General features: G+C 65.5%; 21 protein-coding genes and 1 pseudogene. 13 read left to right on the top strand and 9 right to left on the bottom strand.

Annotated elements, in window-relative coordinates; genetic code table 11:
* Positions 1 to 209: 209 nt before the first annotated feature.
* Positions 210 to 470 carry an XrtV sorting system accessory protein gene (locus ABS78_RS09740; RefSeq protein WP_293377813.1) on the bottom strand — a complete coding sequence of 87 codons (261 nt, stop codon included), beginning with the start codon at positions 468 to 470 and terminating at the stop codon, positions 210 to 212.
* A 110-nt stretch (positions 471 to 580) separates the two neighbouring features.
* On the opposite strand from ABS78_RS09740, the gene ABS78_RS09745 reads away from it, so the two are divergent.
* A complete protein-coding gene (locus ABS78_RS09745) occupies positions 581 to 1,675 on the top strand; it encodes an alpha/beta hydrolase (RefSeq protein ID WP_293377816.1) in 1,095 nt (364 codons plus the stop codon).
* Here the strand turns inward: ABS78_RS09745 and ABS78_RS09750 are convergent.
* The 3 genes from ABS78_RS09750 to ABS78_RS09760 all read right to left on the bottom strand — a co-directional run bounded on the left by ABS78_RS09750 (position 1,653) and on the right by ABS78_RS09760 (position 6,273).
* Positions 1,653 to 1,949: a hypothetical protein gene (locus ABS78_RS09750; protein ID WP_293377819.1), complete on the bottom strand. Its 297-nt coding sequence runs from the start codon at positions 1,947 to 1,949 to the stop codon at positions 1,653 to 1,655. The genes ABS78_RS09745 and ABS78_RS09750 overlap by 23 nt on opposite strands.
* Before the next feature lie 191 nt (positions 1,950 to 2,140).
* The gene (locus ABS78_RS09755) at positions 2,141 to 4,729 is read right to left on the bottom strand and encodes a TonB-dependent receptor (RefSeq protein WP_293377822.1); all 2,589 of its coding nucleotides are present in this window, start codon (positions 4,727 to 4,729) and stop codon (positions 2,141 to 2,143) included.
* 68 nt (positions 4,730 to 4,797) lie between these two features.
* Positions 4,798 to 6,273: a hypothetical protein gene (locus ABS78_RS09760; protein ID WP_293377825.1), complete on the bottom strand. Its 1,476-nt coding sequence runs from the start codon at positions 6,271 to 6,273 to the stop codon at positions 4,798 to 4,800.
* Positions 6,274 to 6,548: 275 nt separating this feature from the next.
* Between ABS78_RS09760 and ABS78_RS09765 the strand changes: the two genes are divergently transcribed.
* The 9 genes from ABS78_RS09765 to ABS78_RS09805 all read left to right on the top strand — a co-directional run bounded on the left by ABS78_RS09765 (position 6,549) and on the right by ABS78_RS09805 (position 14,642).
* Positions 6,549 to 7,148, top strand: a complete 600-nt coding sequence (locus tag ABS78_RS09765) for a lytic transglycosylase domain-containing protein (RefSeq protein WP_293377828.1) — start codon at positions 6,549 to 6,551, stop codon at positions 7,146 to 7,148.
* A gap of 5 nt (positions 7,149 to 7,153) precedes the next feature.
* The gene (locus ABS78_RS09770) at positions 7,154 to 7,456 is read left to right on the top strand and encodes a TrbC/VirB2 family protein (RefSeq protein ID WP_293377831.1); all 303 of its coding nucleotides are present in this window, start codon (positions 7,154 to 7,156) and stop codon (positions 7,454 to 7,456) included.
* A 2-nt stretch (positions 7,457 to 7,458) separates the two neighbouring features.
* Positions 7,459 to 7,743: a type IV secretion system protein VirB3 gene (locus ABS78_RS09775; RefSeq protein ID WP_293377834.1), complete on the top strand. Its 285-nt coding sequence runs from the start codon at positions 7,459 to 7,461 to the stop codon at positions 7,741 to 7,743.
* Positions 7,740 to 10,142, top strand: a complete 2,403-nt coding sequence (locus tag ABS78_RS09780; protein WP_293377837.1) for a VirB4 family type IV secretion system protein — start codon at positions 7,740 to 7,742, stop codon at positions 10,140 to 10,142. Before ABS78_RS09775 ends, ABS78_RS09780 begins: the two co-directional genes overlap by 4 nt.
* Entirely contained in the window at positions 10,139 to 11,296 is a 1,158-nt protein-coding gene (locus ABS78_RS09785; RefSeq protein ID WP_293377840.1) for a type IV secretion system protein, read from the top strand. The genes ABS78_RS09780 and ABS78_RS09785 overlap by 4 nt, the downstream gene beginning before the upstream one ends.
* Positions 11,293 to 12,060 carry a TrbG/VirB9 family P-type conjugative transfer protein gene (locus ABS78_RS09790; RefSeq protein WP_293377843.1) on the top strand — a complete coding sequence of 256 codons (768 nt, stop codon included), beginning with the start codon at positions 11,293 to 11,295 and terminating at the stop codon, positions 12,058 to 12,060. The genes ABS78_RS09785 and ABS78_RS09790 overlap by 4 nt, the downstream gene beginning before the upstream one ends.
* On the top strand, positions 12,057 to 13,160 hold the full coding sequence (gene virB10, locus ABS78_RS09795; protein WP_293378098.1) for a type IV secretion system protein VirB10: 1,104 nt from the start codon (positions 12,057 to 12,059) through the stop codon (positions 13,158 to 13,160). The genes ABS78_RS09790 and virB10 overlap by 4 nt, the downstream gene beginning before the upstream one ends.
* A gap of 7 nt (positions 13,161 to 13,167) precedes the next feature.
* Positions 13,168 to 14,151 (top strand): P-type DNA transfer ATPase VirB11, encoded by a 984-nt coding sequence (gene virB11, locus ABS78_RS09800; protein WP_293377846.1) that lies wholly within the window; start codon positions 13,168 to 13,170, stop codon positions 14,149 to 14,151.
* Positions 14,152 to 14,276: 125 nt separating this feature from the next.
* Positions 14,277 to 14,642: a PilZ domain-containing protein gene (locus ABS78_RS09805; protein WP_293377850.1), complete on the top strand. Its 366-nt coding sequence runs from the start codon at positions 14,277 to 14,279 to the stop codon at positions 14,640 to 14,642.
* A gap of 192 nt (positions 14,643 to 14,834) precedes the next feature.
* Here ABS78_RS09805 and ABS78_RS09810 read toward each other — a convergent pair.
* The 3 genes and pseudogenes from ABS78_RS09810 to ABS78_RS09820 all read right to left on the bottom strand — a co-directional run bounded on the left by ABS78_RS09810 (position 14,835) and on the right by ABS78_RS09820 (position 19,293).
* Positions 14,835 to 15,392: pseudogene (locus ABS78_RS09810) on the bottom strand (transposase).
* 153 nt (positions 15,393 to 15,545) lie between these two features.
* Positions 15,546 to 16,736, bottom strand: coding sequence for an acyltransferase (locus ABS78_RS09815; protein WP_293377853.1), 1,191 nt, complete (start codon positions 16,734 to 16,736; stop codon positions 15,546 to 15,548).
* A gap of 313 nt (positions 16,737 to 17,049) precedes the next feature.
* Positions 17,050 to 19,293 (bottom strand): right-handed parallel beta-helix repeat-containing protein, encoded by a 2,244-nt coding sequence (locus tag ABS78_RS09820; protein ID WP_293377856.1) that lies wholly within the window; start codon positions 19,291 to 19,293, stop codon positions 17,050 to 17,052.
* A 289-nt stretch (positions 19,294 to 19,582) separates the two neighbouring features.
* Between ABS78_RS09820 and ABS78_RS09825 the strand changes: the two genes are divergently transcribed.
* The 3 genes from ABS78_RS09825 to ABS78_RS09835 all read left to right on the top strand — a co-directional run bounded on the left by ABS78_RS09825 (position 19,583) and on the right by ABS78_RS09835 (position 24,603).
* The gene (locus tag ABS78_RS09825; RefSeq protein ID WP_293377859.1) at positions 19,583 to 20,980 is read left to right on the top strand and encodes an oligosaccharide flippase family protein; all 1,398 of its coding nucleotides are present in this window, start codon (positions 19,583 to 19,585) and stop codon (positions 20,978 to 20,980) included.
* The gene (locus ABS78_RS09830) at positions 20,977 to 22,656 is read left to right on the top strand and encodes an O-antigen ligase family protein (RefSeq protein WP_293377862.1); all 1,680 of its coding nucleotides are present in this window, start codon (positions 20,977 to 20,979) and stop codon (positions 22,654 to 22,656) included. The genes ABS78_RS09825 and ABS78_RS09830 overlap by 4 nt, the downstream gene beginning before the upstream one ends.
* A 105-nt stretch (positions 22,657 to 22,761) precedes the next feature.
* Positions 22,762 to 24,603 (top strand): HAD-IIIC family phosphatase, encoded by a 1,842-nt coding sequence (locus tag ABS78_RS09835; RefSeq protein ID WP_293377865.1) that lies wholly within the window; start codon positions 22,762 to 22,764, stop codon positions 24,601 to 24,603.
* On the opposite strand, the gene ABS78_RS09840 is transcribed toward ABS78_RS09835, so the two are convergent.
* Both ABS78_RS09840 and ABS78_RS09845 read right to left on the bottom strand, forming a co-directional pair.
* Positions 24,595 to 25,383, bottom strand: a complete 789-nt coding sequence (locus tag ABS78_RS09840; protein WP_293377868.1) for a polysaccharide deacetylase family protein — start codon at positions 25,381 to 25,383, stop codon at positions 24,595 to 24,597. The two genes, ABS78_RS09835 and ABS78_RS09840, sit on opposite strands and share 9 nt — an antisense overlap.
* Positions 25,380 to 26,354 carry a glycosyltransferase family 2 protein gene (locus ABS78_RS09845; RefSeq protein WP_293377871.1) on the bottom strand — a complete coding sequence of 325 codons (975 nt, stop codon included), beginning with the start codon at positions 26,352 to 26,354 and terminating at the stop codon, positions 25,380 to 25,382. The genes ABS78_RS09840 and ABS78_RS09845 overlap by 4 nt, the downstream gene beginning before the upstream one ends.
* Positions 26,355 to 26,421 lie beyond the last annotated feature (67 nt).

Consider the following 26,421-nt stretch of genomic DNA (forward strand, 5'->3'; position numbering starts at 1 on the left):
TGATCTGCTCTTCCGTGAACCTTGATCGCTTCATTCGTCCGTCCTTTGGTCGGGCGGACTCTAGCTATTCCTGGCTGAGTTTCAGGGGGTCACGTCAGTGGAGCTGTCGTGGATCCATCTCAGTCACGCCAAGCTGGTCGGCGACTACAATCCAGGTGGCGGCAGACGTGGGCCTGCGCCTGACCTACCGATATGGGCTCGACCGCCAGCTACCGCTTTTCAGGCGGGAACTTGATGCCGAAGGGCTTCAGGATGAGCACGATATAGACGAGCACGGCCAGGACGATCAGGAACGAGATCAGCCCCTGCCCCTCGTTGCCGAACCAGTTGGCCACCGCGCACCCTACCGACGGCGGCAGATAGTGCAGGATCGTGTCCTGCGGCTCCCCCGGCTGCACCGAGCGATGCAGGAACAATACGACCAGGGCGCCGAAGATCGCCACGGTGATCCAATCGTAGACCGTCTCCACCAGCCCCCTCCGAGAAATCGTGTTCACTAACTAGCAGTCTGCCGCCGCTGTGCAATTGTCGGTCAGCCGATGAGTCCGGTCAAACGGACACAGCCCGTGGTGCAAGTCACATGCCGCTCCGCTCCGCCCGAGGGATATCACGCCTGCTTCCGCTCTTGGCCGCGATGGCCACCCTGGGGCTGGCCGCGGGCTGCGGGACAGGCTCGTTGGACGCCGCGGCGGCCGATGATCGGCCGGGAAAGATCGCCACCCTGCCGGATGGCCGGAGCCTCAACTTTCGATGCAGCGGCCGCGGCTCGCCCACCGTGATTCTCGAATCGGGATTCGGCGCGGGCGCCGGCGGGTGGGCCAAGGTTCAGCCCCTGGTCGCCAGGACCACCCATGTCTGCGCCTACGACCGGGCAGGTTACGGCTTCAGCAGCCCCGGCCCGGAGCCCCGGGACGGGGCGGCGATCGCCCGCGACCTCGACGCCGGTCTGGACGCCGCCGGCATAGACGGTCCCTACGTGCTGGTCGGCCACTCTGCAGGCGCCCTCTACGCGCGGCTCTTCGCGGCGCGACGCCCCCAGGAGACGAAGGGACTGGTCCTTGCCGACCCCACCGTCGAGCGACTTGCCCCTCCTGGGCGCGACGGCCTGACAGGCATCCGGAACCGACTCCAGCGCTGCCTGAACGCAGCCGAGGCGTCTCAGCAGCCTGGAAGCACCGACGTCACATGGGGCGACTGCCAGAGGGGCGGCGCACGCGCCGCGGAAGTCGCGCGAGTTCCCCAGACGTGGCGCAACCGGCTCTCCGAGCTGGACGCCATCTTCGCCTCGACCTCGGCTCAGGCGGCCCGGACGCGGTACGTCCTGGCCGAGGTCCCCACCTACGTCATCACCGCGTCCGATACGGCCGCGACCGCCCCTCAGGTCGGCTACGACAAGCCCCGCTCCCTATGGGAGCTGCAACACATGCAACTGGCGTCGAACGCCCGCTTCGGCTGGCAACGCACGGTGTTCTCGTCGCATCTGGTGCAGAACGACCGGCCCGACGTCATCGCCGACGCCGTGATCGCGATGGTGGAAGCAGCCCGCGCGGGAAAGCCGCCCGAGCCTCTGGCGCCCAGCGAAACGGACACGCCCGAGGATCCCGCGTTCGGAGAACCTGGCTTCGGCGAGCCCGCAACCGGAGGGCCCGCCCCTAACGGGCCGCCAGTTCCCTGAGGCGCGCGGCCTCCAGCGACGTCACGCACTTGGGCGCCGCCCAGGCCTGGCCGCGGGCGACGGCGTCCCGCGCCGTGACGAACTCGGTCCGGCCGAACTCACGAGCGAAGCCCCGGCGCGTCTCGGGTGTGGTGTCGCAGATGTAGACGGTGCGGGCCGACGCCGTACGCGCCGCCGCGTCGGTGGCCTTGGCGTCCGCCGAGGGGGCCTTTCCGGCCGCCGCCGCGCCCATCGAGAAGGCCGAGACCGCAAGGGCGCAGATCATGAGCCGCATCGCTTGTTCCTCCTTCGGCGGCTCCATGCCGCTCTTCAGAAGGGGAACGTTAGTGCGCCGGCGGCCCTGGCGAAAGCTCCGTGACGATTCTGCGACACTTCCGGATCACTCGTAGTATCCGGCCAGACGTCGAACGAGGACGGCCCGGCGCACGGGCGCCGGGCCGGTTGTTTCCGGGAAGGGACGACGCCTCAAAGTCGCGCGGAAAGGCTGATCGAAAGGCTGCGGCCCAGCTCGTAGTTGTTGAGGCGGATGATGTCGCCGCCGCGCTTCTGGAACTCGTCGAACTCCTCTCCCAGAAGGTTGCGAGCCTCGACGCCGGCCGAGAACGACTGACCCCAGAGTTCGAACTTGTGGCGGAAGGTGAAATCCAACATCACGCCCGGCTTCTGCTCGAAGTCGGGCGCACCCGCCTGACCGCGCGCGGTGCTCCGCTTGCTGGCGTAGTTGGCCAGCAGCGTCGCCTGGGTCATGCCGTCCAGGGTCTCGAAGCCGAGTTGCAGATTGCCCAGATGCTTCGATTGCCCCTGGAGCCGCGTGCCATCGATGACGAAGTTCCGCGCCGGAGCCGCTAGGCCCAGGTTGGTTCGCGGGAACACCACGTCGTCCGCCCCCACCTTCACCTCGGACTTGGTGTAGGTGTAGTTGGCCGCAACCAGCCAGCGGACATTGTCGACCCAGCCCTGGCCCGTCTCGAACTCGAAGAACTTCTTGAATTCGGCTTCTGCGCCGTAGACCACGGCGCGAGGCGCATTCAGGAAACTCTGCTGCAGGCCCGAGCCCGACTCGTTCACCACCGACTCGATGGGCCGGTCGATATCCTTGTAGAACAGACCGGCGGTGGCGTACTGCCCGCGATCGAAGTACCGCTCGTAGCGCGCGTCGAGATTGATGATCTCGCTGTCGAACAGGAACGGGTTGCCGATGAAGGTCCGGTCGCTCTCGGGATCCAGATAGAGCTGCGGCGCCTGCTCGCGGAACTGAGGCCGGGCGATCGTCTTGGACGCCCCGAAGCGAAGCTGCTGGTCCTCGGCGAAGTTCCACGTGACCGTGGCGGCTGGCAGCCAGTAGTCGTTCTTGAGGCTGCGCCCTTCCAGCGGAGTGGGCGAGAACAGGTCGATCGCCTGGACGTCCTGGGTTCCGGTCTCGAAGCGCACGCCAAGCGTGGCGCGGACGGCGGGCGCGATCTCACCCTCGCCCTGGATGTAGGCGCCGTGCGTGACCAGGCTGGCCGCGTAGGCCGCCGCACCGTCCGAGCCGGTGACTTCGCGCAGGATCAGGCCGTTGGGGCCGATGTTGAAGTCCGAGTAGAGGAAATCCACCCGCTGGCGCTGGAAGTTCAGGTCGGGCGTGAAGTTCATCGTGAAGCGGAAGACCCGCGAGTCCGAGATCCGCTCGTTGTCGTACCAGGCGTAGCCGCCCGAGAGCGTCAGGTCGGCGATCCAGGGATTCTCGAGCCGGTAGCGGACGTCGATCCCGGCGCCCGACGTCTTGTCCTCGAGTTCGCTGAACCGGATGAAGTTCGCATCGAGCTGCGGATTGTGCAGATATTCGCCCCCTACGAGGCGGTAGCGCAGCGACCGCTCATAGGGCACGTCGCGCTCGGTGCGAGCGTACGAGCCCCGCCACAGAATCTCCAGGTCGCCGAACGTGTGGCGGCCGGTGAGCTGCGTGTCGATCAGCTCACGCTGATACCAGGCGGTGGAGTCGTCCCGGATCGTATTGCTGGCCCGAGCGCTGTCGCCGGTGACCGAACGGGTCTCCTTGGTGACATTGCGGACGTAGAGGTTGGTCCACTTGAAACTGTGGTTGTCCAGCTCGAGGGCCACCTGAGTCAGCCCGTTGAGGACGATGTCGTTCTGGGTGGAGTTCGAGAACAGGTCTTCCTGGACCGACAGGCCGTCCAGGTTGACCACGCCCTCCTGTTGGGTCGCGCGGCGGGTGGACCAGCCATTGTCGTATCCGAAGATACCGACAACGCCGAGCCGTCCCCAATCGAAGTTCCAGGCCGTGCCGGCCGAGACATCGAAGCTGCCGTTGACCGGCACGTTGTCGGTCGACTGCAGCAGGTTGATGTTGGCGTTCTGGAAGCTGCGGCCCATGGCCGTCAGGGCGGTCGAATCGAAGTTCGACGAGTCGATCCGCTTCCCGGTCTCGATCCCACGCCGGATCAGCAGCGGAAGTTCGCGCGTGCCGTCGTCGACGCCGAACGAGTCGCTGTCGCCGCCGCCGAAATAGGTCAGGCCCCGCTTCAGCGTCGTCGAGGTGTTCATCCCCAGACTGACGCCCATGGCCACGAACGGCTGGTCGGGAACGCCCACCGTGTTCAGGTCGATCAGGCCACCGCCGAACTCGCCCGGGTAGTTGACCGAATACGTCTTCTGGACCGTGACCCCCGCCAGGATGTTCGAGGGGAACAGATCCAGCGGAACCACCCGCTGGAGCGGCTCGGGACTGGGCAGCGGAGAACCGTTCAGAAGGGCCGAGGAGTAACGTTCGCCCAGACCGCGCACATACACGAACCGGCCGCTGACCAGGCTCAGGCCGGCGAGACGCGTCAGCGCCGCCGCCGCCGTGTCGTCGCCCTGGCGCACCAGATCCTCGGCCGTGACGATCGAGGCCACCTCGGAGGTCTCGCGCATCACTTCGGGGATGTACTTGCCGCGGACCACCACCTCGTCGACTTCGGTCCCGGTGTCCTGGCCCCAGGCGAGGGCGGGCGCCATGAGCGCCGTCGTGCACAGCAGAAGCCCGGCGAGCGGGCGCTTGAAATGGGTCATGTGAGGATGGCCTCTGAGGTTCGACATCGCGCGAAGGCGGCGGGACCCAAAGGTCCCGCCTCGCCGGCTCAGCAGCTGCTTCCGGCCGACAGGCCGCAGGTCCAGCCCTGCCACCAGGTGTCGCTCGCGTCGCGAACGGCGCCGATGTAGGTCACGTTGTCGAAGAAGGCGTAGATCGCCTGCGGATTGGTCGCCACGCGGCCCATCTCGTTCGATCCGTTCACGAAGCCGGAGAGCGTCGAGGTGTGGGTCGACGAGTTGTTGGCGCCGGCGTTGAACAGGGTCGCCACCTGGGCCGCGGTGACGTTGGTGTCCTCGCGGAAGGCGATGGCGCAGGCGAACACGACCGAGTCCCAGCGCGGCGCAGCCGCGACAGTCGAGGTGTCGTCCACGTCCAGGCAGGCCGTGGTCGGGTTCGTGGAGACGTGGATGCCGTTGATGAAGCGGCCGCCCGTGCCCGTGTTCAGGATCTGGACGTCGCCGGCGCCCGTCCGGGTGGAGCCGATGGCCGTGTAGTTGGCGATCTTCGGCTGGGAGTTCAGCGACGCCTGGACGCCGGCCGAGCTCATCTCGAAGGCGCGGTCGCCCCCGTTCGCCCGCTGACGGACGATCAGGTACTGGATGCCGCCGCGCCAGCCTTCGTCGGTGTCGATGCTGTCGTCGTCGGCGCCGGTGATGACGACGCGCTTGGCGTTCACCGTGCCGCCGAAGAACTCGATCCCGTCGTCCGAGGAATTGTGGACCTGGACGTACTCGACCGTGGTGCCCGAGCCCACGCCGTTGAAGGTGATGCCGTTCAGTTCACGGTTGGGCTGCACCTCGAAGCCAGGGTAGCGGACCTGGATGTAGCGCAGGCGACCCGAGTTGTCGGTGGGGCTGTTGCCGCCGTAGAGCGACACGCCGCCTTCGAAGGTGGCCACGCAGTTGATGTTCGGAGGCGTCGTGCCGGCGGGGCAGCTCGCGATCGGCGCGCGGCCCGAGATCACGATGCCGCCCCACTGGCCGATGAGGTCGGCGCCCGAGGCGCCATCGATGTTCGAGCGGCTGGTGAAGATGATCGGGTTGGTCGCCGTGCCCTCGGCGAAGATCTGGGAGCCCCGAACGATGTTGAGATAGTCCAGGCCGCCCGAGCCGAAGAGCCGGACGCCGGGCTCGATGGTCAGGATTCCCTGCTGCGCGCCGGCGATGGGATTGTTCGGATCCGCCCCGCGATCCTGGCCCACATCGGTCCGGCCGCTGATCGCGTACACCGTGCCCGCGCGATTGGGGACCACCAGATTGCCCAGGATAAGGGTCGGAAGCTGGCAGGCGCGAAGCGTGCCGTTGGCCACGAGGCCCACATTGGAGAAGCCCGTCGGGCAGTCCGCGGCCGGCTGACCGGGCTGGGGCGTGCCGCCGCCGTTGCCAGGGGGCGTCGTGCCGCCACCGCTGGGCGGGAAAGCGCCTTCGCCGGGCGAGGCGACGTTGTCCGCCCCCCCGCAGCCCGCCAGCGCGAGCGCGCTCAGGGAGCCGACGAGGATGAGTTTGAGCTTGACGCCGGTCATGTTGATCTCCCGCAGGACGCTTGTGCGTGCAGGCGGGCGCTCCGTCCGAAGCCATCCCCCGGAGCCGTCTCCCCGCCGTCGGGGGCGTTCTTAGGGACCGGCGGTGACAGCGCGCGGACAGGACCGTGACACTTTGACTTCGCTTTCGTGGCGTCATCGTTGCGCCGCCGACGCGGGCCGGCGACGCCGCGACGCAATTCCACCGTGCTCGAGATGCGTACTGGCCCCGCCGAGGGCCGATGGGCTAACGTCGAGGCTCGGGATCGGGGCGGAAGATGGCGCTCAACGCTATGCAGTTCGGTGTTCTGGGATCGGCCGTCGCCCTGGCTTTGGCCTCCGCGTCAGGCGCCACGGCCCAGGTTCTGGAGATCGGCGAGGATGGCGCGGTGACCACATACGCCGGCCCGCAGGTGCACACCTCGTCCGGCGTCACGCCGATTCTCCCGCCCGAGCCCACGCCCCTCTTTCGGGCCCCGCCTGAAGAGGTCATCCGGCTTATTCGCGAATCCTCAGTGCGCCACGCCGTGCCGGCCGAGATCGTCGAGGCGGTGGCCTGGCAGGAGTCGCGTTTCAATCATGCGGCGGTTTCGTCAAAAGGCGCGCGCGGTGTCATGCAACTGTTACCAACAACCGCTAGCGACCTCGGCGTGGACCCCTCGGACCTGAAAGGCAACATCGACGGCGGCGCAGCCTACCTCGCCCAGCAGATCCGACGGTTCGGAGACCTGAGGCTGGCGCTCGCGGCCTACAATGCGGGACCCGGAGCGGTCGAACGGCATGGCGGCGTCCCGCCCTACGCCGAAACCCAAACCTATGTGCGCGCGATCCTCTCGCGCCTCGGGGCCGCCGCGGCTCTGGGCGCCCGCGCGGAGTGAGACGGATGAAGAGATTTCTAGTCCCCACGGTCCTTCTGGCGCTCGCCGCCGGGCCGGCGCACGCCCAGGCCCAGGCCGATCCGGCCGGCTCGTCACCCCTGCTGGCGGCGCTGAACTGGGTCCAGGGCACCCTCCTCGGCAATCTCGCCACGACCGCAGCGGTCATCGCCGTGGCGATCATCGGCTATCTCATGCTGGTGGGCCGCTTCGACTGGCGGCGCGGTGTCATCACCCTGGTCGGCATCTTCATCATCTTCGGCGCGGTCACCATCGTGGCCGGCATCCGGTCGCTGGCCGGGGGGCTCTGACCATGAGCCGGCTGGCCTCCGATCCCGTCTTCGCGGCGCTCACGCGGCCCCAGATGATCGGCGGCGTCACCTATCCCTACATGGTCCTCAACCTGGTCATCACGGCCGAGGCGTTCCTGGTCACCCGATCGTTCTGGGCGCTTCTGATAGCGGCCGTGATCCATGCGGTCGGTTATGTGGGATCGCTGCGCGAGCCGCGCTTCTTCGATCTCTGGGTCACCCGGCTCTCCACCTGCCCGCGGGTGAAGAACTTCGGCTTCTGGCGCGGGAACTCGTACCGCCCATGAGCGACACCTTCCTCAACACCGCCGCCGCCAGGATCCTGGCCCCGCGCGAGGCCGCGGTCGGCGATCGGCTGCCCTATCTCGCCCACGCCGACGACATGACGCTGCGCACCAAGGACGGCGTGCTGGTCCAGACGCTGCATCTGGCGGGCTTCCCCTTCGAGACCGCCCCAGACGAAGAACTCAACTATCGCAAGGCCGTCCGCGAGACGGTGCTGCGCGGCGCCGCCAGCTCGCGGCTGGCGCTCTGGCATCATGTCGTGCGCCGCCGTGTCACGCCGAGCTTTCCTCCGCCCCCGGAAGAACCCTTCTGCGCCACCCTGGACCAGCGGTGGCGCGACCAGCTCGCCAGCCGCCGCCTGTACGTCAACGACATCTTCCTGACCCTCGTGCTGCGCCCGACCCAGGGTTCGGCCGGTCTCCTCGAACGGCTGATGAAGGGCCCCCGCGCCCGCGACGGCGAGATCGCCCGCGACCTGCGAGAGCTGCACGCCACGCGCGAAGCCTTCGCTGCGGCCCTGGCCCCCTACGGCGCACGCACGCTCGCCCGCTACGATGGCCCTGGCGGCGCCCAGCGTTCCGAGCCCGCCGAGTTCCTCGGCCTGATCCTGAACGGCGAGCTTCGGCCGATGCTCGCGCCCGGCGGCGACTTCGCCCAGGCGTTGGGGACCCGTCGGCTGAGCTTCGGCCTCGACGCCATGGAGTTCGGCCCCGGCGCGTCCGAACCGTCGTTCGGCGCGATGGTGTCGGTGAAGGACTATCCGGCCCGCACCGCGCCAGGACTGCTGGATGGCGTCCTGCGCCTGCCGATGGAGATGGTGCTCACCGAGAGCTTCTCGTTCGTGGATCGTCAGGCGGCGCTGGATCGCATGGGCCTGGCGCTGCGCCGCCTCAAGGCGGCCGAGGACGACGCCTACAGCCTGCGCGGCGAGCTGGCCCAGGCCCGCGACGACGTGGGGGCCGGTCGTGCGGCCTATGGCGAGCATCACCTGACCATCCTGGCCAAGGCCGACAACCTGGACGAGCTGGACGCCGGCGTGGCCGACGTGCAGTCGGCCCTGGCCGAGACGGGCGCTGTCGCCGTGCGCGAGGACGTGAACCTCGAACCCGCCTTCTGGGCCCAGTTCCCCGGCAACTTCCGCTTCATTTCGCGCAAGGCGCTGATCTCGGCTGGAAATTTCGCGGGCCTGGCCAGCTTCCACAATCATCCCACCGGCCAGGCCGAGGGCGTCCACTGGGGGGGCGCCATCGCGGTGCTGGAGACCACGGCCTTCGGCCCCTACCACTTCAATTTCCACAACGGCGACCTCGGCAACTTCACGGTCATCGGTCCCTCCGGATCGGGAAAGACCGTGTTGCTGACCTTCCTCCTGGCCCAGGCCGAGCGTCTGAAGCCGAAGATTGCCTATTTCGACAAGGACCGGGGCGCCGAGCCCTTCATCCGCGCGATCGGCGGCCGATACGACGTGCTGTCGCCGGGAGAACCCACCGGCTTCAATCCGCTCGCGCTTCCCGATACGCCCGGCAACCGGGCTTTCCTCGCCGAATGGGTCGCCCAGCTTCTCACCTCCGAAGGCGAGACGCTGGACAGCGAGGACCGGCTCATGATCGCCGACGCGATCGACGCCAATTTCGCCCAGCCGGCCAGCCATCGCCGCCTCCGTTACCTGCGCGAACTGTTCCGCGGCGCGCGCCGGCCCCACGCCGGCGACCTCTCGGCGCGTCTCGCCGCCTGGTGCGATGGCGGCGACCACGCCTGGCTGTTCGACAACGAAGCCGACCTGCTGGACGTCGAAACCCGCATCCTGGGCTTCGACATGACCAAGCTGCTGGATTCCCCCACGATCCGCGTGCCGGCCATGATGTACCTGTTCCACCGGCTGGAGCAGCGGCTGGACGGCGACCCGGCTCTGATCGTCGTCGACGAGGGCTGGAAGGTACTCGACGATCCGGTCTTCGTCCGCCGGATCAAGGACTGGGAAAAGACCATCCGGAAGCGCAACGGAGTGGTCGGCTTCTGCACCCAGAGCGCCTCCGACGCGCTCGACAGCCGGATCGCCTCGGCGATCATCGAGCAGGCCGCCACACAGATTTTCTTCCCCAACGCCCGCGCCAAGGCGGCCGACTACGTGGACGGCTTCGGACTGACCGAGCACGAGTTCGAGCTGGTGCGATCCCTGCCCGACACGTCGCGCTGCTTCCTCATCAAGCGTGGCGACCACAGCGTCGTCGCCCGCCTGGACCTCACCGGCCTGTCCGGAGAACTGGCCGTGCTGGCGGGCACCGAGCGCGCCGTGCGCCGCCTCGACGCCCTGCGCGGCGAGGTGGGCGACGCCCCGGACGCCTGGCTGCCGCGCTTCATGGCCGCCGGCGAGCCCCGCGCGGGTCGGAACGCGGCATGAGCACCGCCTGCGCCGCCATGATCGACGATGGCGTGATCCGGGGCGTGCTCGCCACGGTGGAATGCCAGACCCGCGTCTACGCCGAGGGCGGCTACACGGCCCTGACCACCGGCTCGTCCGTCTTCCAGGGCGCCGTGACGGCCATCCTGACGATCTATGTGGCCCTGATCGGCTACCGGATGCTCTTCGCCCAGGGTTCGGCCCGGCTCTCGGACGCCCCCGGGATCGCATTGAAGGTGGGCCTGATCCTGGCGCTGGTGACGAGTTGGTCGACCTTCCAGTCGCTGGTGTTCGACCTAGCCGACCGCGCGCCGACCGAGATCGCGGCCATCGTCTCGGCCCCCTTCACCGAGGGCGGCGCCTCCCTGGCTTCACGTCCCGTCGACGGACTTCAGGCCGCCTACGACGAGTTCAGCGAGACCGGCGCAGCCTACGGCCAGCTCGCCGGACCGAACGCCAAGGGCTACTCCAGCCCGCAGGCCGCCGCCGCCGAGACGACCGCCGCGGCGTCGGGCGTCCTGTTCCTGGCCAGCGCAGGCGTCATCTCGGCCGCCACCCTGGCCATCGGAGTCCTGACGGCGATCGGTCCGCTCTTCATCGTCCTGGCGCTGATCCCGGCCACCCGGGGCCTGTTCGTGGGGTGGGTGCGCGCCCTGGCCGCCGCGGCGCTCACCCCGCTGGTCGCCTGGCTCCTGATCGTCCTGATGCTCTCGGTCATCGAGCCCTGGATCGTGACCCTGGCCGAACAGCGCATGGCCCAGCGCCTCAACGCCCAGACCGCCATGAGCGCCGCGGCGCTGGTCTTCGTCTTCGCCGCGGGCCAGGCCGCCCTGGTGGTCGGGGCCTGCGTCATGGCCTTCGCCTTCCGCCTGCCCTCCCCGCGCGTCGACCGCGGCCGGGCCGGCGCGGTCACCGCCGCCGCCGCCAGCGGGCCGGCCTCCGCGCCCCTCCCCTCGCGCGCCGAGCGGCTGGCCCTCGACCTCCAGCGCGATCAGGCCCAGGCCGCCGCTCGCAGCCGGGTGGCGGCCGTGGCCGCCGCCACTCACCCCACATCCTCGAGACAGGTATCCGTGACCCTCGACGACACGCGCCGCCTGGGCGACGCCTATCGCCGCAACAGCTTCACCGCCCGCCGCGCCGGAGTGGCCCGATGAGCCGTGTATTCTCCTTCGGCGGGCTGGCCGTCGCCCTGGCGCTCGCCGCCACGCCGGCCCTGGCCGTCGTTCCGCGCCCCGGTCCCGGCGACCCACGGATCCATGTGGTGGACTACGACCCCGAAGCGGTGGTCGAACTGCGCGTGGCCCTCGGCTACCAGCTCTCCGTCGAGTTCGACCCGGCCGAGCGGATCGAGAACGTGGCCATCGGCGACTCCCTTGGCTGGCAGGTGACACCGAACCGCCGGGCGAATCTTCTGTTTCTCAAGCCCATGTCGCAGCGTCCGGCCACCAACATGACGGTGGTCACCAACCTGCGCCGCTACAACTTCGAACTCGGCCTGCGCCCGCGCGCCACCGCAAAGACCGCGCCGTTCAGCGTGCGGTTCCTGTATCCGCCGCCGGTGATGGCGGTGATCGCGCCCCCGCCCCCACCGCCGCCTCCGGTCGAGCGCAACAGCGCCTACTCCTACGACGGCTCGTCGAAGACCTTGCCGGTCAAGGTCTTCGACGACGGTCTCGACACCTACTTCAGCTTCCGCGCGAGCGAGGACCTGCCGGCGATCTACGCGCTCGATCCCGACGGTGGGGAGGCGGTGGTCAACACCCGCCAGCGCGACGGCTACGTCGTGGTCGATCGTATCGCCCGCGGCTTCGTCCTGCGCCGCGGCAGCGAGGTGACCCGCATCTACAACGACGGCTTCCGCATCGAAGAGGCCAGCGCGCTGAGGCAGCGCAAGAAGGATCCGTGGTGGCGCCGATGAAACGCGAGGCGGGCAAGAAACGCGGCGTAGGACGCCCGGTGACCGAAGGCCCGGCGAGCGCCGTCTTCGAACGCAGCGTGTCCGCGCGTCCTCGCGTCCAGGCGCCGGATTCGCCGTGGACCGTCTGGGCTGGCGTCGGCGGCGCGGCCGTTCTGGGCCTGATGGTCTTCAACGGCCTCTCCAGCAGCCGCGAGGCCCAAGCCCAGACCCCGCCCCCGGCCGCCGAAGCGGCGCCGGTGGCGCAGCCGGCCCCCGCCGTCATCCCGCCCGCCCCCGTCGCTGCGCCGCCCCCCCCGGTGAGCGCACCAATGGCTCCACCCGTCGATCCGGAGACGGCCCACTGGCGCGCCCCCACCATGGTCGTCGACTTCAGCGCCGCGCCGGACGCGCAGTCCGCCGCGCAAGCGGCCCAGGCCACGGCGGCCGGCCAGGCGCCAGGATCGCCAGTGGGCGCGACCGGCGTCGATGGCCGCCAGTCGGCCGACGAACGCTTTTCCGTCCGCATGACGGGCAGCCTGGGCGACACCGCGCGCGCCAGCCAGATGCGCGACCTGGGTCGCACCGTCCCCCAGGGCACGGTCATCGCCGCCGTGCTGGAGACGGCGATCAACTCCGACCTGCCCGGCTCGGTTCGGGGCGTCGTCAGCCGCGATGTGCGCAGCTTCGACGGCAGCCGGGTGCTGATACCCCGCGGCTCCAAGCTGGTGGGCCAGTACAAGAGCGCCGCCGCCCAGGGTCAGACCCGCGCCTTCGTGGTGTGGGAGCGGATCATCAGCCCCACGGGCGTCACCATCGACATCGGCTCGCCCGCGGCCGACCGCCTGGGCCGAGGCGGCCTCGAGGGCGATGTGGACCGCCATTTCTTCCAACGCTTCGGCGCCGCCATCCTGCTCACGGTTCTCCAGGCCGGCACGACGGCGCTGGCCTCCGAGGGCAGCGGCTCCACCGTGATCATCGGCAACCCGGCCCAGGTCAGCAATGTAGGTGCGACCGCCCTCCAGTCGCAGGTGAACATCCCGGACACCATCAAGGTGCCCCAGGGCGTGCCCGTACAGGTGTTCGTGGCCCGCGACCTCGACTTCGGCGGCGTGGTCCGGTGAGGTCGCGATGAGCGCGAACGTCTACCTCAGCGCCTATCTCGCGCCGCTCTCGCCCTGGCTCTCGCGGCCAGACGTCACCGACGTGCTGATCAACCGGCCGGGCGAGGTCTGGGTCGAGACCACCGACGGGGCGATCACCCGCGAACCGGCCGACGAACTGACCGAGACCGCGCTTCTGCGCCTGGCCCGCCAGATCGCCGCCGCAAGCCATCAGGGGGTCAATCGCGAGCAGCCCCTGCTGTCGGCCACCCTGCCCGACGGCGCCCGTGTGCAGGTGGTGGCGCCGCCCGCCACCCGCGGCGGCCTGGCGCTGGCCGTCCGCAAGCACCTGATCTCCGACCTGTCGGTCACCGACCTGGCGCGCGACGGCCTCTTCGAGACCACCGCCCGCAGCGACCCGGCCCGCACGGCCCACGCCGACGCCGAACTGGAGGCGATGCTGGCCACCGGCGACATGGCCGCCTTCCTCAAGGCCGCCGTCCGCCGCCGCAAGACCATCGTCATCTCGGGTGGCACGGGCAGCGGCAAGACCACCCTCCTGAACGCCCTGGTGAAGGAGATCGACCGCAGCGAACGGCTGGTGGTGATCGAGGACGCGCCAGAGGTGCGGCTGGACCATCCCAACAGCGTGGGCCTGGTGGCCGTGCGCGGCGAGCTGGGCGAGGCTCGCGTCGACGCCGACACGCTGCTGGCGGCGTCGCTCCGCCTGCGGCCCGACCGCATCCTGCTGGGCGAACTGCGCGGCAAGGAGGCCTTCGCCTTCCTGCGGGCGGTCAACAGCGGCCACCCCGGCTCGCTCACAACCATCCACGCCGACAGCCCCGCCGGGGCGCTGGACCAGATCGCGCTCCTGGCCCTGACCTCGGGCGTCGATCTGGGCTGGGAAAAGGTGCAGACCTACGTGAGCCGGGTGATCGACGTCGTCGTCCAGCTCGACCGCCTCGACGGCGCCCGCAGGGTGAGCGAGGTCCTGTTCCAGCCGCGCCGCTGACCCCGGCCGGGACGGCGGCTGCAACAGGCAGGGGTCAAGCCCTGCGGCAGGCCGCCGCACCCCCGTCAGGCGAACGCCGGGAAAAAGGAACGACTTCTCAACCAGCCTGACAGTACGTGGAACGCATGACGTCCAAGCCCGCCCCGAACTACATGGAGCGTCGCGCCGAACCGCGTGTGTCGGTCAGCGCACCCGGCCGCGTCATGCATGGCGAAAAGATGGGCCTCTGGGCCGACTGCATCATCAAGGACCTCAGCCCCTCGGGCGCCAAGGTCGAGTTGTCGCATTTCTATCGCCTGCCGCCGCGCTTCATCCTCCTGCACTTCCAGGAGAACGTGGCCTACGAAGTGGTCCTGAAATGGCGCCGCGGCGACCTGGCCGGCATGGCCTTCGAACGCCGCCACGACCTGGCCGCCACCGACGACCCCCGCCTCACCCCCGTCGTCGAAGCCTGGCGCGCGCTCCAGCCAGGGCTGGCGAAGCGGGGGTGATCCACTCGGTTTTACTGGACTCCCATGCTCGCTTTGAGGGGCTGGAAAGGAGTGTCGCATGAGCGGTTCGCGCCGGTTGATTCCGGAGACGTTCAAGCGCGACGACCCGCGCAGAGACTTATCCCAATATAGTGAAGGTTCCACAATTCCCGCACTATACTAGGTCCCAGGGTACATTAGATCGCGACCGCTTCAGCATGAAGCGTAACCGCTGTTGACGAAGTAGTTGGCGCACTCGGTCGGTGTGAAGTGGTCGAGGAGTGTCCGATGCGTCGCCATGTGGCTTCGACGGTGCGCTCGGCGGCGTTGCGCAGGAGGGGCTTCAGCTTGGCGAAGACCTGTTCGATGGGGTTCAGGTCGGGGCTGTGGCGCGGCAGGAAGATGAGGTGGGCGCCGGCGCGCCGGATGGCCTTGCCCTTGTGGCTGCCGAGGTTGCCCATGACCACCACGTCGCCGGGCGACAGCGTGGGAACGAGCACTTGCTCGACGTGGCAGCGGCCTGAATCGCCCTCAAGGTCAGGTCCGGCTGCTCAGCGATCCGCGCCAGCAGCCACTCCCGCTCGCCCGCCAGCACCAGCGGCCGATGACCGCCCATCGGCCGCGCTGCAGGACTGCCTTCCCTCCGCAGTCGCTGCGACCAGCGCACCGCCGTCGTCCCCCCGAACCGCTCCGCCGCCTCACGGTACGTCCCCCCGCCACCACGAAGCGCGCCACGCGATCCCGTAGATCAAGCGAATAGGGGCGACCCATGCGAGCTAGCCTCCCATCCAGCCCACATCTTGGATCATGATCCAACAAATCCCGGAATCCCGATTCAGCTAAGCGGGGTCATGCTCTAGATCAGCCGAAGCCGAATTTAGAGCGACCTGAGCCGGTCCACTTTCTCGGGGGAGGATCACCGACTCAGTTCCTGTTTTCAGGAGCAGATGAAGCCGGTTGCTGTTGAGGACGCCCCAGAGCGCTTGCCAGCTTCGACAACCGACCATCGACTACGCGGACGACGCGCCCTCGTAGCGCGGCAGTCGGTTTCTCCACGTACTGTGATGAAAAATAGGCACAGATCGTTGTGAGAACAATCGTGCAGGCGATATTCGCGGCAGGGCTGTTCGTGATCTCATGATAATATAGGAGTTGCTGAATTGGAAAAGCATACAGAAATATCCCGTAAGATAGATCTGGACTTCCAATTTTCTTAAATTGGAGAAATCTAGTGACAGATTTCAGAGTTTTTGATTTGGCATAAGAAATTGAAATGAGAAGATAACCAAAGGCATAATATACAATATCATATACTTCGGTAAAATATCCCACAAATCCGGCCACAAGAACCGCCAAAACACCGACCCAGATCCCCACCAGGAGCTTCTCAGTGTAGAGAGCAAGCGTAGTTCCGAAGAAAAACAGGCTACAAAGCTTGATCCGGCCAGCTAAAACCTCGTTTGAAGCGCTCTCGGTCAGCACGATCAAGGCCACAACAAGGGCCACTGTCATCATCGCAACCAGCGCACGCCTGCGGACGAGACCGACGTAGGCCACGAGGGCCAGGGCGGCGTAGCAGAATACCTCCCAGCGCAGACTCCATATTGACCCGTTGACAGCAGTGTTGGCCAACCCAGCGAATACGCCGTCTATCTGATAGGTGACAAAGGCGATCGACATGTTCTCGATCAGATATCTCGCCGCCGACATCCAAGTGCCTTGGCTTCCCGAGGAAGCCAGCCACACCACCAGGGGCACCGTGACAAAGAGCATCACCCACAGCGCCGGCACGATTCTCAGAACACGAGCAGCGACATAGTCCGTCATAGTCCTGCTCGACAGCAGACTCTTCGCCACTAGGAAGCCGCTGACCACGAAGAAGCCGTTCACCCCGAGGGAGTTGTAGAGCCTGCCGAAACTCGCGCTGCCCGCCTCCAGCGCCACACCTCCCAACACGAACGCGTGGCCAAAAATCACCCGCGCGGCGAGGAGAAGGCGGACCGTGTAGAAATTGTTGTCGCGATCCGCCGCATCTATTGGGCTAAGGCCAAGGACTCGCGCCCATCTCGGCACAGTGCTCGAAGATGAAATGGGCTGGGCTTCCTGAACTTCCACTATACCCTCCCGGCCGGTCGAACTACCTCAGCGCACAGCCGCCGATCTTCATCGCTTCCGCATCAGCACTGCCACTACCCCAACGGCGCGCCAGAAGGAATACGCCGCCGTACACGTGAAGGACGCGTTAGTCCGCTTCCAAGTTGCTCCCCGGACCGACCGCGAGCTCGCCGCCCGCAGAGGTAATTTGGGTAGTTGCCGACCTATTCCCTCCCGGCCCATCGCCTTGGGAAGCCTGGCACGGAAAACCCAACTCAGATCGATCCGCCTTTTCCGAGGAGCGAAACAGCTAGGTCGCCGGGACGCCCGCCGCTCATAGAATGAAGTCAGCGCTCGTCAGCGTACCCACGCCGATCAGTTTGATGCTGAAGTCAGCCACGCCATCGCCGTCGATATCCCCTTGGACGATCGCATCCGCGCCGTCTCGCGAGTATCTTAGCTCCCCTGCGGCGCCGCCGAACGCCCGCTCGCCTATGAATGTGAAGGCTTCGTTGGCGCTGGTGTTGCTGTTTGCATCAATCGAATGGAGACGAATCTTGTCGCCTTGAGCGGTCGAGAAGTCGAGGATGGTATCGACACCGCCGGTGAAGGGATAGTCAGCGGCGAAGTTGAAAGTGTCGGCGCCCGCGCCACCTTCCAGGACGTCATCGCCCTGCCCCCCGTTGAAGAGGTCGTCACCCTCACCGCCGATCAGCGTATCGTTGCCATTTCGACCGGTCAGTGTGTCGGCGCCACGGCCGCCGACGACAACGCTGTCCTTACCCCAGGCGCCATTCACCTTGAGGTTCTCCAGCGTATCCAGCGGGATCGCCTGGAGTCCCCCCGCAGCCTTCGCATCTGCGGTCGTCGGCGTCGCGGTCACAGGCTCCTTGGCTAGCGCCTTCACGCCGATGAAGTCGGTTGACTGCAGATGGGTGACCCCCATCAGCTTGATGCTGAAATCGGCGACGCCATCGCCATTGACATCCCCTTCAACGATCGCATTGCCGTCAGAAACCGAGTAGCGAAGCTGTCCGGCGACCTTGGTGAATGCGCCCCCCCCGATGAAGTCGAAGGAATCGTTGGCCGTCGTATTGATGTTCGCGTCCAGCGAGTGGAGCCGGATCTTGTCGCCTTCGGCGCGCGAGAAATCGGCGATAATGTCGAAGCCGCCCGACGTGGCGTAGTCCGCGCCGAAGTTGAAGGTGTCGGCGCCGGCTCCGCCCTGGAGCACGTCGTGGCCGCCCCCGCCACTGAGCATGTCATTGCCGTCACCGCCATAGAGCGTGTCGTTGCCGTTTCGCCCCGTCAGCGTATCCGCGCCGCGCCCGCCGACGACGAGACTGTCCACGTCCCACGTGCCGTTCAGCTTCAGCGGAGTATCTGTATTCACCGACTCGTAGTGGCCCTTCGACACGATCCGCGTCGCCAGATCCAGCGGCGTCCACCCCCCCACGACTTCCTGAATATATGCGCGGGCTTCCGACGCACCGAGCCCCAGGATATGATCGACATCAGTGTCAACGTAATATCCGGGATTATACTCACTGTTCTTTTGGACAATTATGTTATCTATCTGAGATATATTCTTTACTTCACTTCCAATGGACACGAAGGCGGTTATATTTCCGGAAACTACATTTCCGCTCGACTCTTTAGCGAACACAATTCCAGGTCCGGATTTTGAATTTCCCGACGTCTGAACAAGCGTGTTATCGGAGATGCTTGAGTTGAAGACATTTTCCAGGCGGATTCCCTGGTGATTTCCATTGGCAATCAGATTGTTGGAGATATCGACGTTTTCGAATCCAAGGCGATTGTTGTTGTCATCGAGATATATGCCCAGCAGGGCCGTCCCATCACCTTGTTGTATGACATTATTAGTGATCGTAATGTTCTTGCTTTGGCCGACTGCGGTCGATGTCCAGATGTGAATGTAGTCGCCATGATCCACGCTCCCCCAGCGGAAGGGCGTGGAGTTCGACAGCTTGTTGCCGTCGATAACGATGTCGTTCAACCCTCCGCCCACGATCGGGCTGGTGCGAAGGTCGTGAATCTCGTTGTCGAGGATGCTGATCTTGCTCGCCTTCGCGAGAACGATCCCTTTGTGGAACTGGTGAATCTCGACGTTCGAGATCGTCACCTCGCTGGAATTCTCAATCGTGACGCCGCGCGCGGCGGGCAGGCCGATGACGTTGCCCGTGCTGTCCAGCTTCTCTGCATCGGCCGCGACGCCGTTCACTGCGGGACCGCCCTTGAACTCGCCTCCGACAAATGAAATCCGGCTGGAGCCCGTAATATCGACCGCCGAGGAGAACGAGAGCGTGCTGGCCGTGGGCGTGAAGTTGACCTTGATGTCGGAAAATTCGATCCCGGCGCTCTTGTATATAGCTATTGAGCCGAAAACAGGGGGATTTCCGGAATCCAAGGCCACTATGTTCACAGGAACATCAAAGTTCTTGGATTTTATGCTTAGGTTTCCATAGTCTCCGCCGGCGAGAACGATGGTATCGCCACTCTTGGCCGACGCAATTGCGGCTTCGAGCCCAGCAAGGTTGGAAACAACAATCTTGGCCATGTATAACACCCACCATCAGATCTTCTGTTGTGGGTTTCCCCCACATTCATCGACTGATGTACCGCAGTCGGACATCAAAAAGATTAATGTGGTTAGCTAACTACGGGTTAACTCTGCGCAGCCCGGCCCGGCAACAAGCTTGACAGATCATTTACGCACAAGTGTGAAAGACCGCACAATACAAAGTCGCACGCCGCGATGGCGAGCGAAGTAACAGGATTTTCCGCGGTGACGGACCTTGAGTAAGGGAGTCTCGACTCCGTCCCTGACCCGGCGGCGGGGCGCCGGCGTGTATCTCGCTGGCTCGCTTGTCGGACAGGCTTGCGCCCTGCTGCGCTACACAGTCCTGGCTCGATTGCTCGGCCCGGAACAACTCGGCCTCGTGGCGACACTGACCCTGGTGTCGAACTTCTTCGAGATGATCAGCGACACTGGAAGCGACCGCTTCCTCGTGCAGGATCGGGAAGGCGATAACCCCGAAGTCCAAAAGCTTGTGCAGTTGGTTGTGGTGGCCCGGGGCGCCTTCATGGCCATCGGGCTGGCGCTCGTGGCCTGGCCTGTCGCCCTCCACTTCGATCAACCTCCCCTGCTGATCGGTCTTGCCGTCCTCGGCTTCGCACCGCTGATCGCCGGATTCATGCATTTGGATGTCCGCCGCTTTCAGCGTTCCAACGACTTCCGCGCCGAGGGCGTCGGGATGATCGCCTCTGAGCTTCTTGCGCTCATCGCCACCTTGGTGGCTGCTCTTGTGGTGCGCGACTTCACGGCCATTCTGTACGGCCTGATCGTAAGGTCGGTGGTTCTGGTCGCAGCCTCCCACATTACCGCCGAACGTCGTTACGAGCTGGGGCTGAGCCCGAAGCACGCCGCGCGGCTCAGCGTCTTTGCCGCACCGCTGATCGCCAACGGCGTTCTGCTTTTCTTCGCAAGCCAGAGCGACCGGCTGCTGGTCTCGGGTCTCGTCGGCCTGGAGGCGCTCGGATACTACTCTGCGGTCCTCCTTCTCGTGCTCTATCCAAGCGTGGCGCTGTCTCGCTTCATGCAGGGCATCCACTTGCCGCTCGTCGCGAAAGACCCGTCAAATTTGTCTCAAGGCGCCGCGGCCGACCTTCTGGGGGGGCGCTGCCTTCTTCTGTCGCTGGCCATGGCCGCCGGCTTCGCGGCGGTTGGGCCAATGGCGATCCTCATCCTATACGGACCGAAGTTTAGCCAACCAATCTTCATAGTTGCGTTGGTCGGCGTATTGCAGGGCGCGCGCTTCCTCAGGGTCTGGACCGTCACCCTGGCTATCGGGGTAGGCCGCAGCGGCATCGTCATGGCGAATTCACTTGCCCGGTTGTCCGGAATTCCAGCGGCTATCCTGGGATTCGTAACTATTGGAGGCGTAGGAGGCGTGGCGGCTGGCTTTGTTGCCGGCGAGCTCATCGCCCTGGCTACGGGAGTCTTGCTCTTGAACCGCGCGCGCAGCTCCCCATGGACGCAAGATCTCGACCGGGTCCTGGCTTTCGTCGCAGGTTCGGCGATCGTGCTCGCTTTGGCCTGGTCGATCCAAGAAGCTCTGATACCCACTGGACTGGCCGCGGGAGGGCCGGGCGTTGGTCTTGTGATCTGGTTGCTGCGGCGAGAGAAAGCCACGATGCAACACAGTTTGGGACTGGTCACTCGCCTACTGGGGCTCGGCCGATGAAACTGCCATGGCGAGCAGGCGCGAGCGCAGCGGTGCAGACGACATCGCCAGCCGCTCCCAGGCTGCTGCAGCGGATCGTCGAAGCCATACGCTCGGATTCCGAGATGCGGGCGCAGGTGATCCTGCCCCAATACGCTCGTCCAGGACGCCGCACGACGGTCTTCTGGTTCTGCCTAGGGCTTGCCGCCTGCTGCTTCGCGTATGGGTTCGGCTTTGGCCTCATGGCCCCGGCCCGCATCGTTCAGTTCGGCTTTCCACTTCTGGGCCTCGCCGCCCTCACCGTGTGGGCGCTGCCCGAACTCGGGACGGCGCCCACACGGACGATGGAGAAGTTCTTCTACGTCTTCTTCCTGTCGATACCGCTCTGGCCGAACTATCTGGCGATCGCGCTGCCTGGGTTGCCCTGGATCACCATGCTGCGCCTTGTGGGCTTCCCACTCGTCTTCATGCTGGTGGTGTCCGTCTCGATATCGCGATCCTTCCGAAAGGAAATGGGCGAGGCTCTGGGCGGCGCCCCGATGTTGTGGCGCTTCGTGACTGCATTCGCCATTCTGCAAGTGCTGTCAGTCGGTCTATCGAACGCGCCCCAGATCTCGATACAGCGGCTACTCGTGGCTCAGGTGAACTGGATCGCGATGTTCTTCATCGCCGCCTATGTGCTGCGCAAGCCCGGCCGCGCCGAACTCTGGGCCGCGCTCCTGGTCGCCGCCGCCGTAGTCGTCACTGCAATCGCGATCCGCGAGTTCCAGCTTCAGAAGGTGCTTTGGGCGGGCCACATCCCAAGCTTCCTCGCCGTTGAAGACGAATCTGTACAACGTGTGCTCAACATCGGCTTCCGTGCGGGAACCCTCCGCTACCGGAGCCAGGCGACCTACTCGACGGCCTTAGGGCTGGGCGAGTTCCTGGCTGTCGCTACGCCTTTCATCCTGCACTTCATCGCCGGTCCTTACCGGCTTTGGGTCCGGCTTCTGGCGCTTCCCCTGTTACCCTTCATCTTCCTGGGGATCTATCTGACTGACACGCGGCTGAGCGTGGTCGGCTTCATCATGTCGATCGGCATCTACATCTTTTTCTGGGGCGCGCTCAGATGGCAGCAGGATCGAAAGGGATTGCTTGGCCCAGCGATTGTCCTGTCGTACCCGGCCACGGCTGTTGCGTTCATAGCCGCCGTCTTGATCGTTCCACGCCTCCGCATGATGACCCTCGGCGGCGGCCAGCATCAGGCAAGCACCGAGGCCAGATACGCTCAATGGGCCGAGGGCATCCCACTGGTCCTGAGCCACCCCTGGGGGTTCGGAATCGCCCGCGGGGCCCCGGCTCTCGGCTACACCAATCCAGGCGGCGTGATGACTATCGACACATATTGGCTTCTCACCGCACTGGACTACGGGCTTGTGGGCTTCTTCCTCTTCTACGGCGCCTACCTGATTGCGATGTGGAAGGGCTTCTGGACCATCGCGCGGGGCGTCAAGGCGCGAGAAGTCCTGCTGCTTATCCCCCTCACGATCTCCTTGTTCGTCTACGTCGTCATCAAGTCGATCTATGCGGGCGTCGAAAACCAGTCGATCACGTTCATTATGCTGGGCGCCGTCGCCGCGCTTGTATACCGGGCGAACGCCGAGAAGACGGCCGACGGCGTTCCTATCACATCCAGGATACGGCGGCGGCGCATGTAGTTTTTGTGGCGCAGGGCTTGCATCTCTGGCGGCGAAGCAGGACGCAACACACATATGACGTCGCCACCTGCGGCGGTGACCTATCCGGGTAGATTCGATATCGACATGTTCCAGTTCGAAGACGCCAAACCCCGACGTCCACCAACAGACGCCCGTTCAGCCGTCGCGGAGTGTGGACACGAAACCGAGATCACGCACAAAGCGCTCCTTGCCTGGGCCGAACACTGTGTCGAGTGCGCAGCTCCGGCCTGCTACGCGAGTTGCGACCTCTACGACGCCACCCCAGCCGGGAAATGCCGACGCTTTGAAGACGGCGTTGTCCCGAATAGAAGCGCGGGCGGTCCGGATGGCCCGGCTGCGGAGGTTCGGTTCCGCCGGTGGGGCAAGCTTGAGGCCCAGGGCAACGCCGTCATGCAGCGCCTGGACGATGTACGCCGCACCGAGCACATGCTGACAGGCGTCACGCCGTACGTCGCGCGCGCCGGTCGAGCCATAGCGCGCGTCACGGGCCAGGGCCGCTGGGCTACGGCGATGGAAGCGCTCCACAAGCGCATCAATGACCGTCTACAGACGCGCTTGACGACGGAGGTCCAGCCCGACGCTTTCCTCGCCGAGATCGTCAACCCGGGTCAGAAGGTGACGCAACTGACATTGACGGCGACGGTGGATAGGGCGCGTCTTTCCCGCGCCATGCGGCCCGACCAGCTGCCGCGTCCCATGAGCGTCGCAATCGAAGCCACGCCGGGCTTCTCGCGTCACGTTGTCCCACTCGACGACATGCGGGACATCCTAGGGTCGGGATTGCCCTTCAACCTTCTCATAACGCCGGCGGATGGCGACGACGCGCACCTCATCTTTCGCCGCCTGGATCTCGTCACCCTCGCGAAGTCTGTCGCCTCCTCGATGGACCCGTCGGCCAAACCAGCGCCTGCAAAGGCCGCCAAGCTGGTGGTCTTCGATCTCGACAACACCTTGTGGGAAGGGGTTCTTCTCGAGGGCGATGTCAGGTTGCGCGACGGCATCCACGATCTCTTCCGCACTCTGGACGAACGCGGCGTGCTCATCTCCATCGCAAGCAAGAATGCGCGCGACGACGCCATGTCCAAACTCGAAGCCCTCGGCTTGGCCGAGTACGTGCTGCACGAGAGCATCGGCTGGGGCCCCAAGTCCGAAGGCATCCGAAAGACCGTCGACGCCATAGACATTGGCTTGGATACGGTCATCTTCGTGGATGACAATCCCTTTGAGCGTGCGGAGGTGTCGGGAGCCGTTGAAGGCGTTGAAGTGTTGCCGGAAACGGCGATCTCGACGCTCGCCGATCATCCCAGACTTCAAGGTGCTGTGACACCGGAGTCGCGCACCCGGCGTCAAATGTACCGGGAGGCGATTGTTCGCGATCAGGCCGCCGAGACGTACGGAGACGACTACATCACCTTTCTACGGGAGTGCGCGATCGAACTTGAGATCCGCCGCGATCTACCCGAAGACTTCGAGCGGGTCGTGGAGCTCGTTCAGCGCACAAATCAACTCAACTTCTCAGGCCGCAAGTATGGCCGAGATGAAATCGTTGAGATTCTCCGTGATCCGCAACAGGAGCGGCATGTCGTCATCTGCCGCGACAGGTTCGGCAGCTACGGCACGGTCGGTTTCTGCCTCTCGCGCCGCGAACCCTCGGAAACCGGCGGTGAGGTCGTTGTTGTCGAGGACTTCATGCTGTCCTGCAGAGTGCAGGGCAAGTTCGTCGAGCAGGCGCTGTTCTGGCGACTGGCTGAGGACGGCGTACGGCCGCCAGCCGAAGCGGTGGTCGTCAACTTCAAGCGGACGGATCGGAACCGGGCGGCCGAGATGGTCCTGGAGAAGCTGGGCTTCGCCACGAACGCCGATGGACCGCTTCGTCGCAACATTGCGCCGGGCGATCTGGCCGTCGACTTCATGACCCTAGTCTGACCGGCCTCTCAATCGCCGCTTGAGACGGTAAAAATAGGGCATCACCGCGTAGGCTCCGCGGCTCTTCAACGCGAAGAGCCCCAGAGAATCCGACGGATCGGCGGCTGTTCTCCCCCTGCTGATCGCCCGGTCACCTGCGGATATGGCCTGAGGTTCAACGGTATAGACATACCGATAGCCCGCGGCGGCGGCGCGTTGCACCACGCTGGAATCGTGATCGCCATATGGGAAGGCCAGCGTGTCTATGGTCCGGCCGAGAAGAGCCTCCAGGCTTTGTCGGGATTCCTGGAGTTGGGCGTCGATATCGCCCGGCGCCAGACGGGATAGATGCGGATGCGTCACCGTATGGGAGCCCAAGGTTATGATATCCGTCGGCAGTCCGGCAATCTCGTCCGCGCTCATGACCTCCTCATCGCGGTCTCCGCTGGTTTCCATGGTCCAACCAGGCCGCCGCCCGAGCCAGCCGGTCGGAACGAAGATCGTAGCGGGCACGCCATGTCGAATCAGCGCCGGAAGCGCATTCTCGCGCACCGACCGGAAAGCGTCGTCGAAGGTCACCGCGACGTTCGGCTTCACGGGATCCAGAGGACCGGAATGGTCAGCCTGCACAATATTGGCGCATCGACGCAGAAACGCCATCTGCGCATCAAAGTCCCCGGCCAGGTCGGCTGCCACGGCATGATAATATAGAATCGTAAGTCTCGGCGCGCTCGGCGTGATGCGGGCCTTCAGATCCCAGGCGGTGGCTATCCCCCGCTTCGCGAACTTGGTCAGGCTCATCGTGCAGCCCGCATCTCGTAGCCTGCCAGCCACTCCTTGCGGCGCTTCCACACCAGTGACCACTTCTCTCGCGCCGCGCCGGGGGCATCCCTGCGGCCGCTTGCGAAACGCGAACCCACAAGCCTTAGACCAGACCATGTCAGGAGCAGCGCCCGACCGATCGCCACAGCAGCCGGTGTCCAATGCTTGCGCATCAACGTCACCCGCCCCCTGGTTGTCTTCACGATCTTGTCGGCTCCAGCCTCGGACGTTGCGCCCATGTGGACGATCTCGGCTTCGGGCGAGATACCCGGCCGCGCGCCCCGCACCTTGGCGCGCAGGCACAAGTCGGCCTCCTCGGCATACATAAAGAAGGCCGGATCAAATCCACCCAGTTCGCGCCAAAGCGCCGTGTCGATCAGGAGGAAGCAGCCGGTCACGATATCCACGTCGCGAATGCTGTCGCGGGGCCATTCTGGCATGGCTTCCGGGTTGAACAACGAACTACCGTGACCCAGGTGCGTCAGGCCGAATGCGGAACAGGTCAGGCTCCAGAGGGTCATCCGCCTCCAGCAACTTGTCGGGTTCAGGGTCATGTCGGGGAAGAGCGTACGCCCCCCCCAAATGCGCCGGTTGGGCTCGCGCTCCGCGAACGCCCAGAGCCCTGAAAGGCTGTGCTCCAGCGTGATCGTGTCTGGATTCAGGAGCAGGATACGCCGGCCGCGGGCATTCCTCGCAGCGACGTTGTTCCCGGCCGCGAACCCGATATTCTCAGGGTGAGCAATCGCCTCGATCCGAGGAAACTCGGACGCTATCGCCTCGAAGCTGCCATCGGGCGAAGCATTGTCGATGACGATCACTTCGAAGTCGACAGGTGGGGGATGCCGGAACAGGCTTTCCAGCGCCTGAAGCGTGAGAAGCTTGGTGTTGTAGCTCACGACAATGACGGACAAATCGACCGGCCTGTCCTCACCCGGTGCAACGAAAGCCATTCTACCGCCTTGGTTCCCTATTCAGTTTAGATCTCCGCGAGGCGGGGCCCGCTTGCGGTTGCGATCG

Origin of the sequence: Phenylobacterium sp. SCN 70-31 (assembly GCF_001724605.1) — a bacterium.
Lineage (GTDB): Bacteria > Pseudomonadota > Alphaproteobacteria > Caulobacterales > Caulobacteraceae > Phenylobacterium.

Coding starts and splice junctions, on each gene's coding strand:
- ABS78_RS09745 (WP_293377816.1), top strand. CDS start 581: ATGCCGCTCCGCTCCGCCCGAGGGATATCACGCCTGCTTCCGCTCTTG.
- ABS78_RS09750 (WP_293377819.1), bottom strand. CDS start 1,949: ATGCGGCTCATGATCTGCGCCCTTGCGGTCTCGGCCTTCTCGATGGGC.
- ABS78_RS09755 (WP_293377822.1), bottom strand. CDS start 4,729: ATGACCCATTTCAAGCGCCCGCTCGCCGGGCTTCTGCTGTGCACGACG.
- ABS78_RS09760 (WP_293377825.1), bottom strand. CDS start 6,273: ATGACCGGCGTCAAGCTCAAACTCATCCTCGTCGGCTCCCTGAGCGCG.
- ABS78_RS09765 (WP_293377828.1), top strand. CDS start 6,549: ATGGCGCTCAACGCTATGCAGTTCGGTGTTCTGGGATCGGCCGTCGCC.
- ABS78_RS09770 (WP_293377831.1), top strand. CDS start 7,154: ATGAAGAGATTTCTAGTCCCCACGGTCCTTCTGGCGCTCGCCGCCGGG.
- ABS78_RS09775 (WP_293377834.1), top strand. CDS start 7,459: ATGAGCCGGCTGGCCTCCGATCCCGTCTTCGCGGCGCTCACGCGGCCC.
- ABS78_RS09780 (WP_293377837.1), top strand. CDS start 7,740: ATGAGCGACACCTTCCTCAACACCGCCGCCGCCAGGATCCTGGCCCCG.
- ABS78_RS09785 (WP_293377840.1), top strand. CDS start 10,139: ATGAGCACCGCCTGCGCCGCCATGATCGACGATGGCGTGATCCGGGGC.
- ABS78_RS09790 (WP_293377843.1), top strand. CDS start 11,293: ATGAGCCGTGTATTCTCCTTCGGCGGGCTGGCCGTCGCCCTGGCGCTC.
- virB10 (WP_293378098.1), top strand. CDS start 12,057: ATGAAACGCGAGGCGGGCAAGAAACGCGGCGTAGGACGCCCGGTGACC.
- virB11 (WP_293377846.1), top strand. CDS start 13,168: ATGAGCGCGAACGTCTACCTCAGCGCCTATCTCGCGCCGCTCTCGCCC.
- ABS78_RS09805 (WP_293377850.1), top strand. CDS start 14,277: ATGACGTCCAAGCCCGCCCCGAACTACATGGAGCGTCGCGCCGAACCG.
- ABS78_RS09820 (WP_293377856.1), bottom strand. CDS start 19,293: ATGGCCAAGATTGTTGTTTCCAACCTTGCTGGGCTCGAAGCCGCAATT.
- ABS78_RS09830 (WP_293377862.1), top strand. CDS start 20,977: ATGAAACTGCCATGGCGAGCAGGCGCGAGCGCAGCGGTGCAGACGACA.
- ABS78_RS09835 (WP_293377865.1), top strand. CDS start 22,762: ATGTTCCAGTTCGAAGACGCCAAACCCCGACGTCCACCAACAGACGCC.
- ABS78_RS09840 (WP_293377868.1), bottom strand. CDS start 25,383: ATGAGCCTGACCAAGTTCGCGAAGCGGGGGATAGCCACCGCCTGGGAT.
- ABS78_RS09845 (WP_293377871.1), bottom strand. CDS start 26,354: ATGGCTTTCGTTGCACCGGGTGAGGACAGGCCGGTCGATTTGTCCGTC.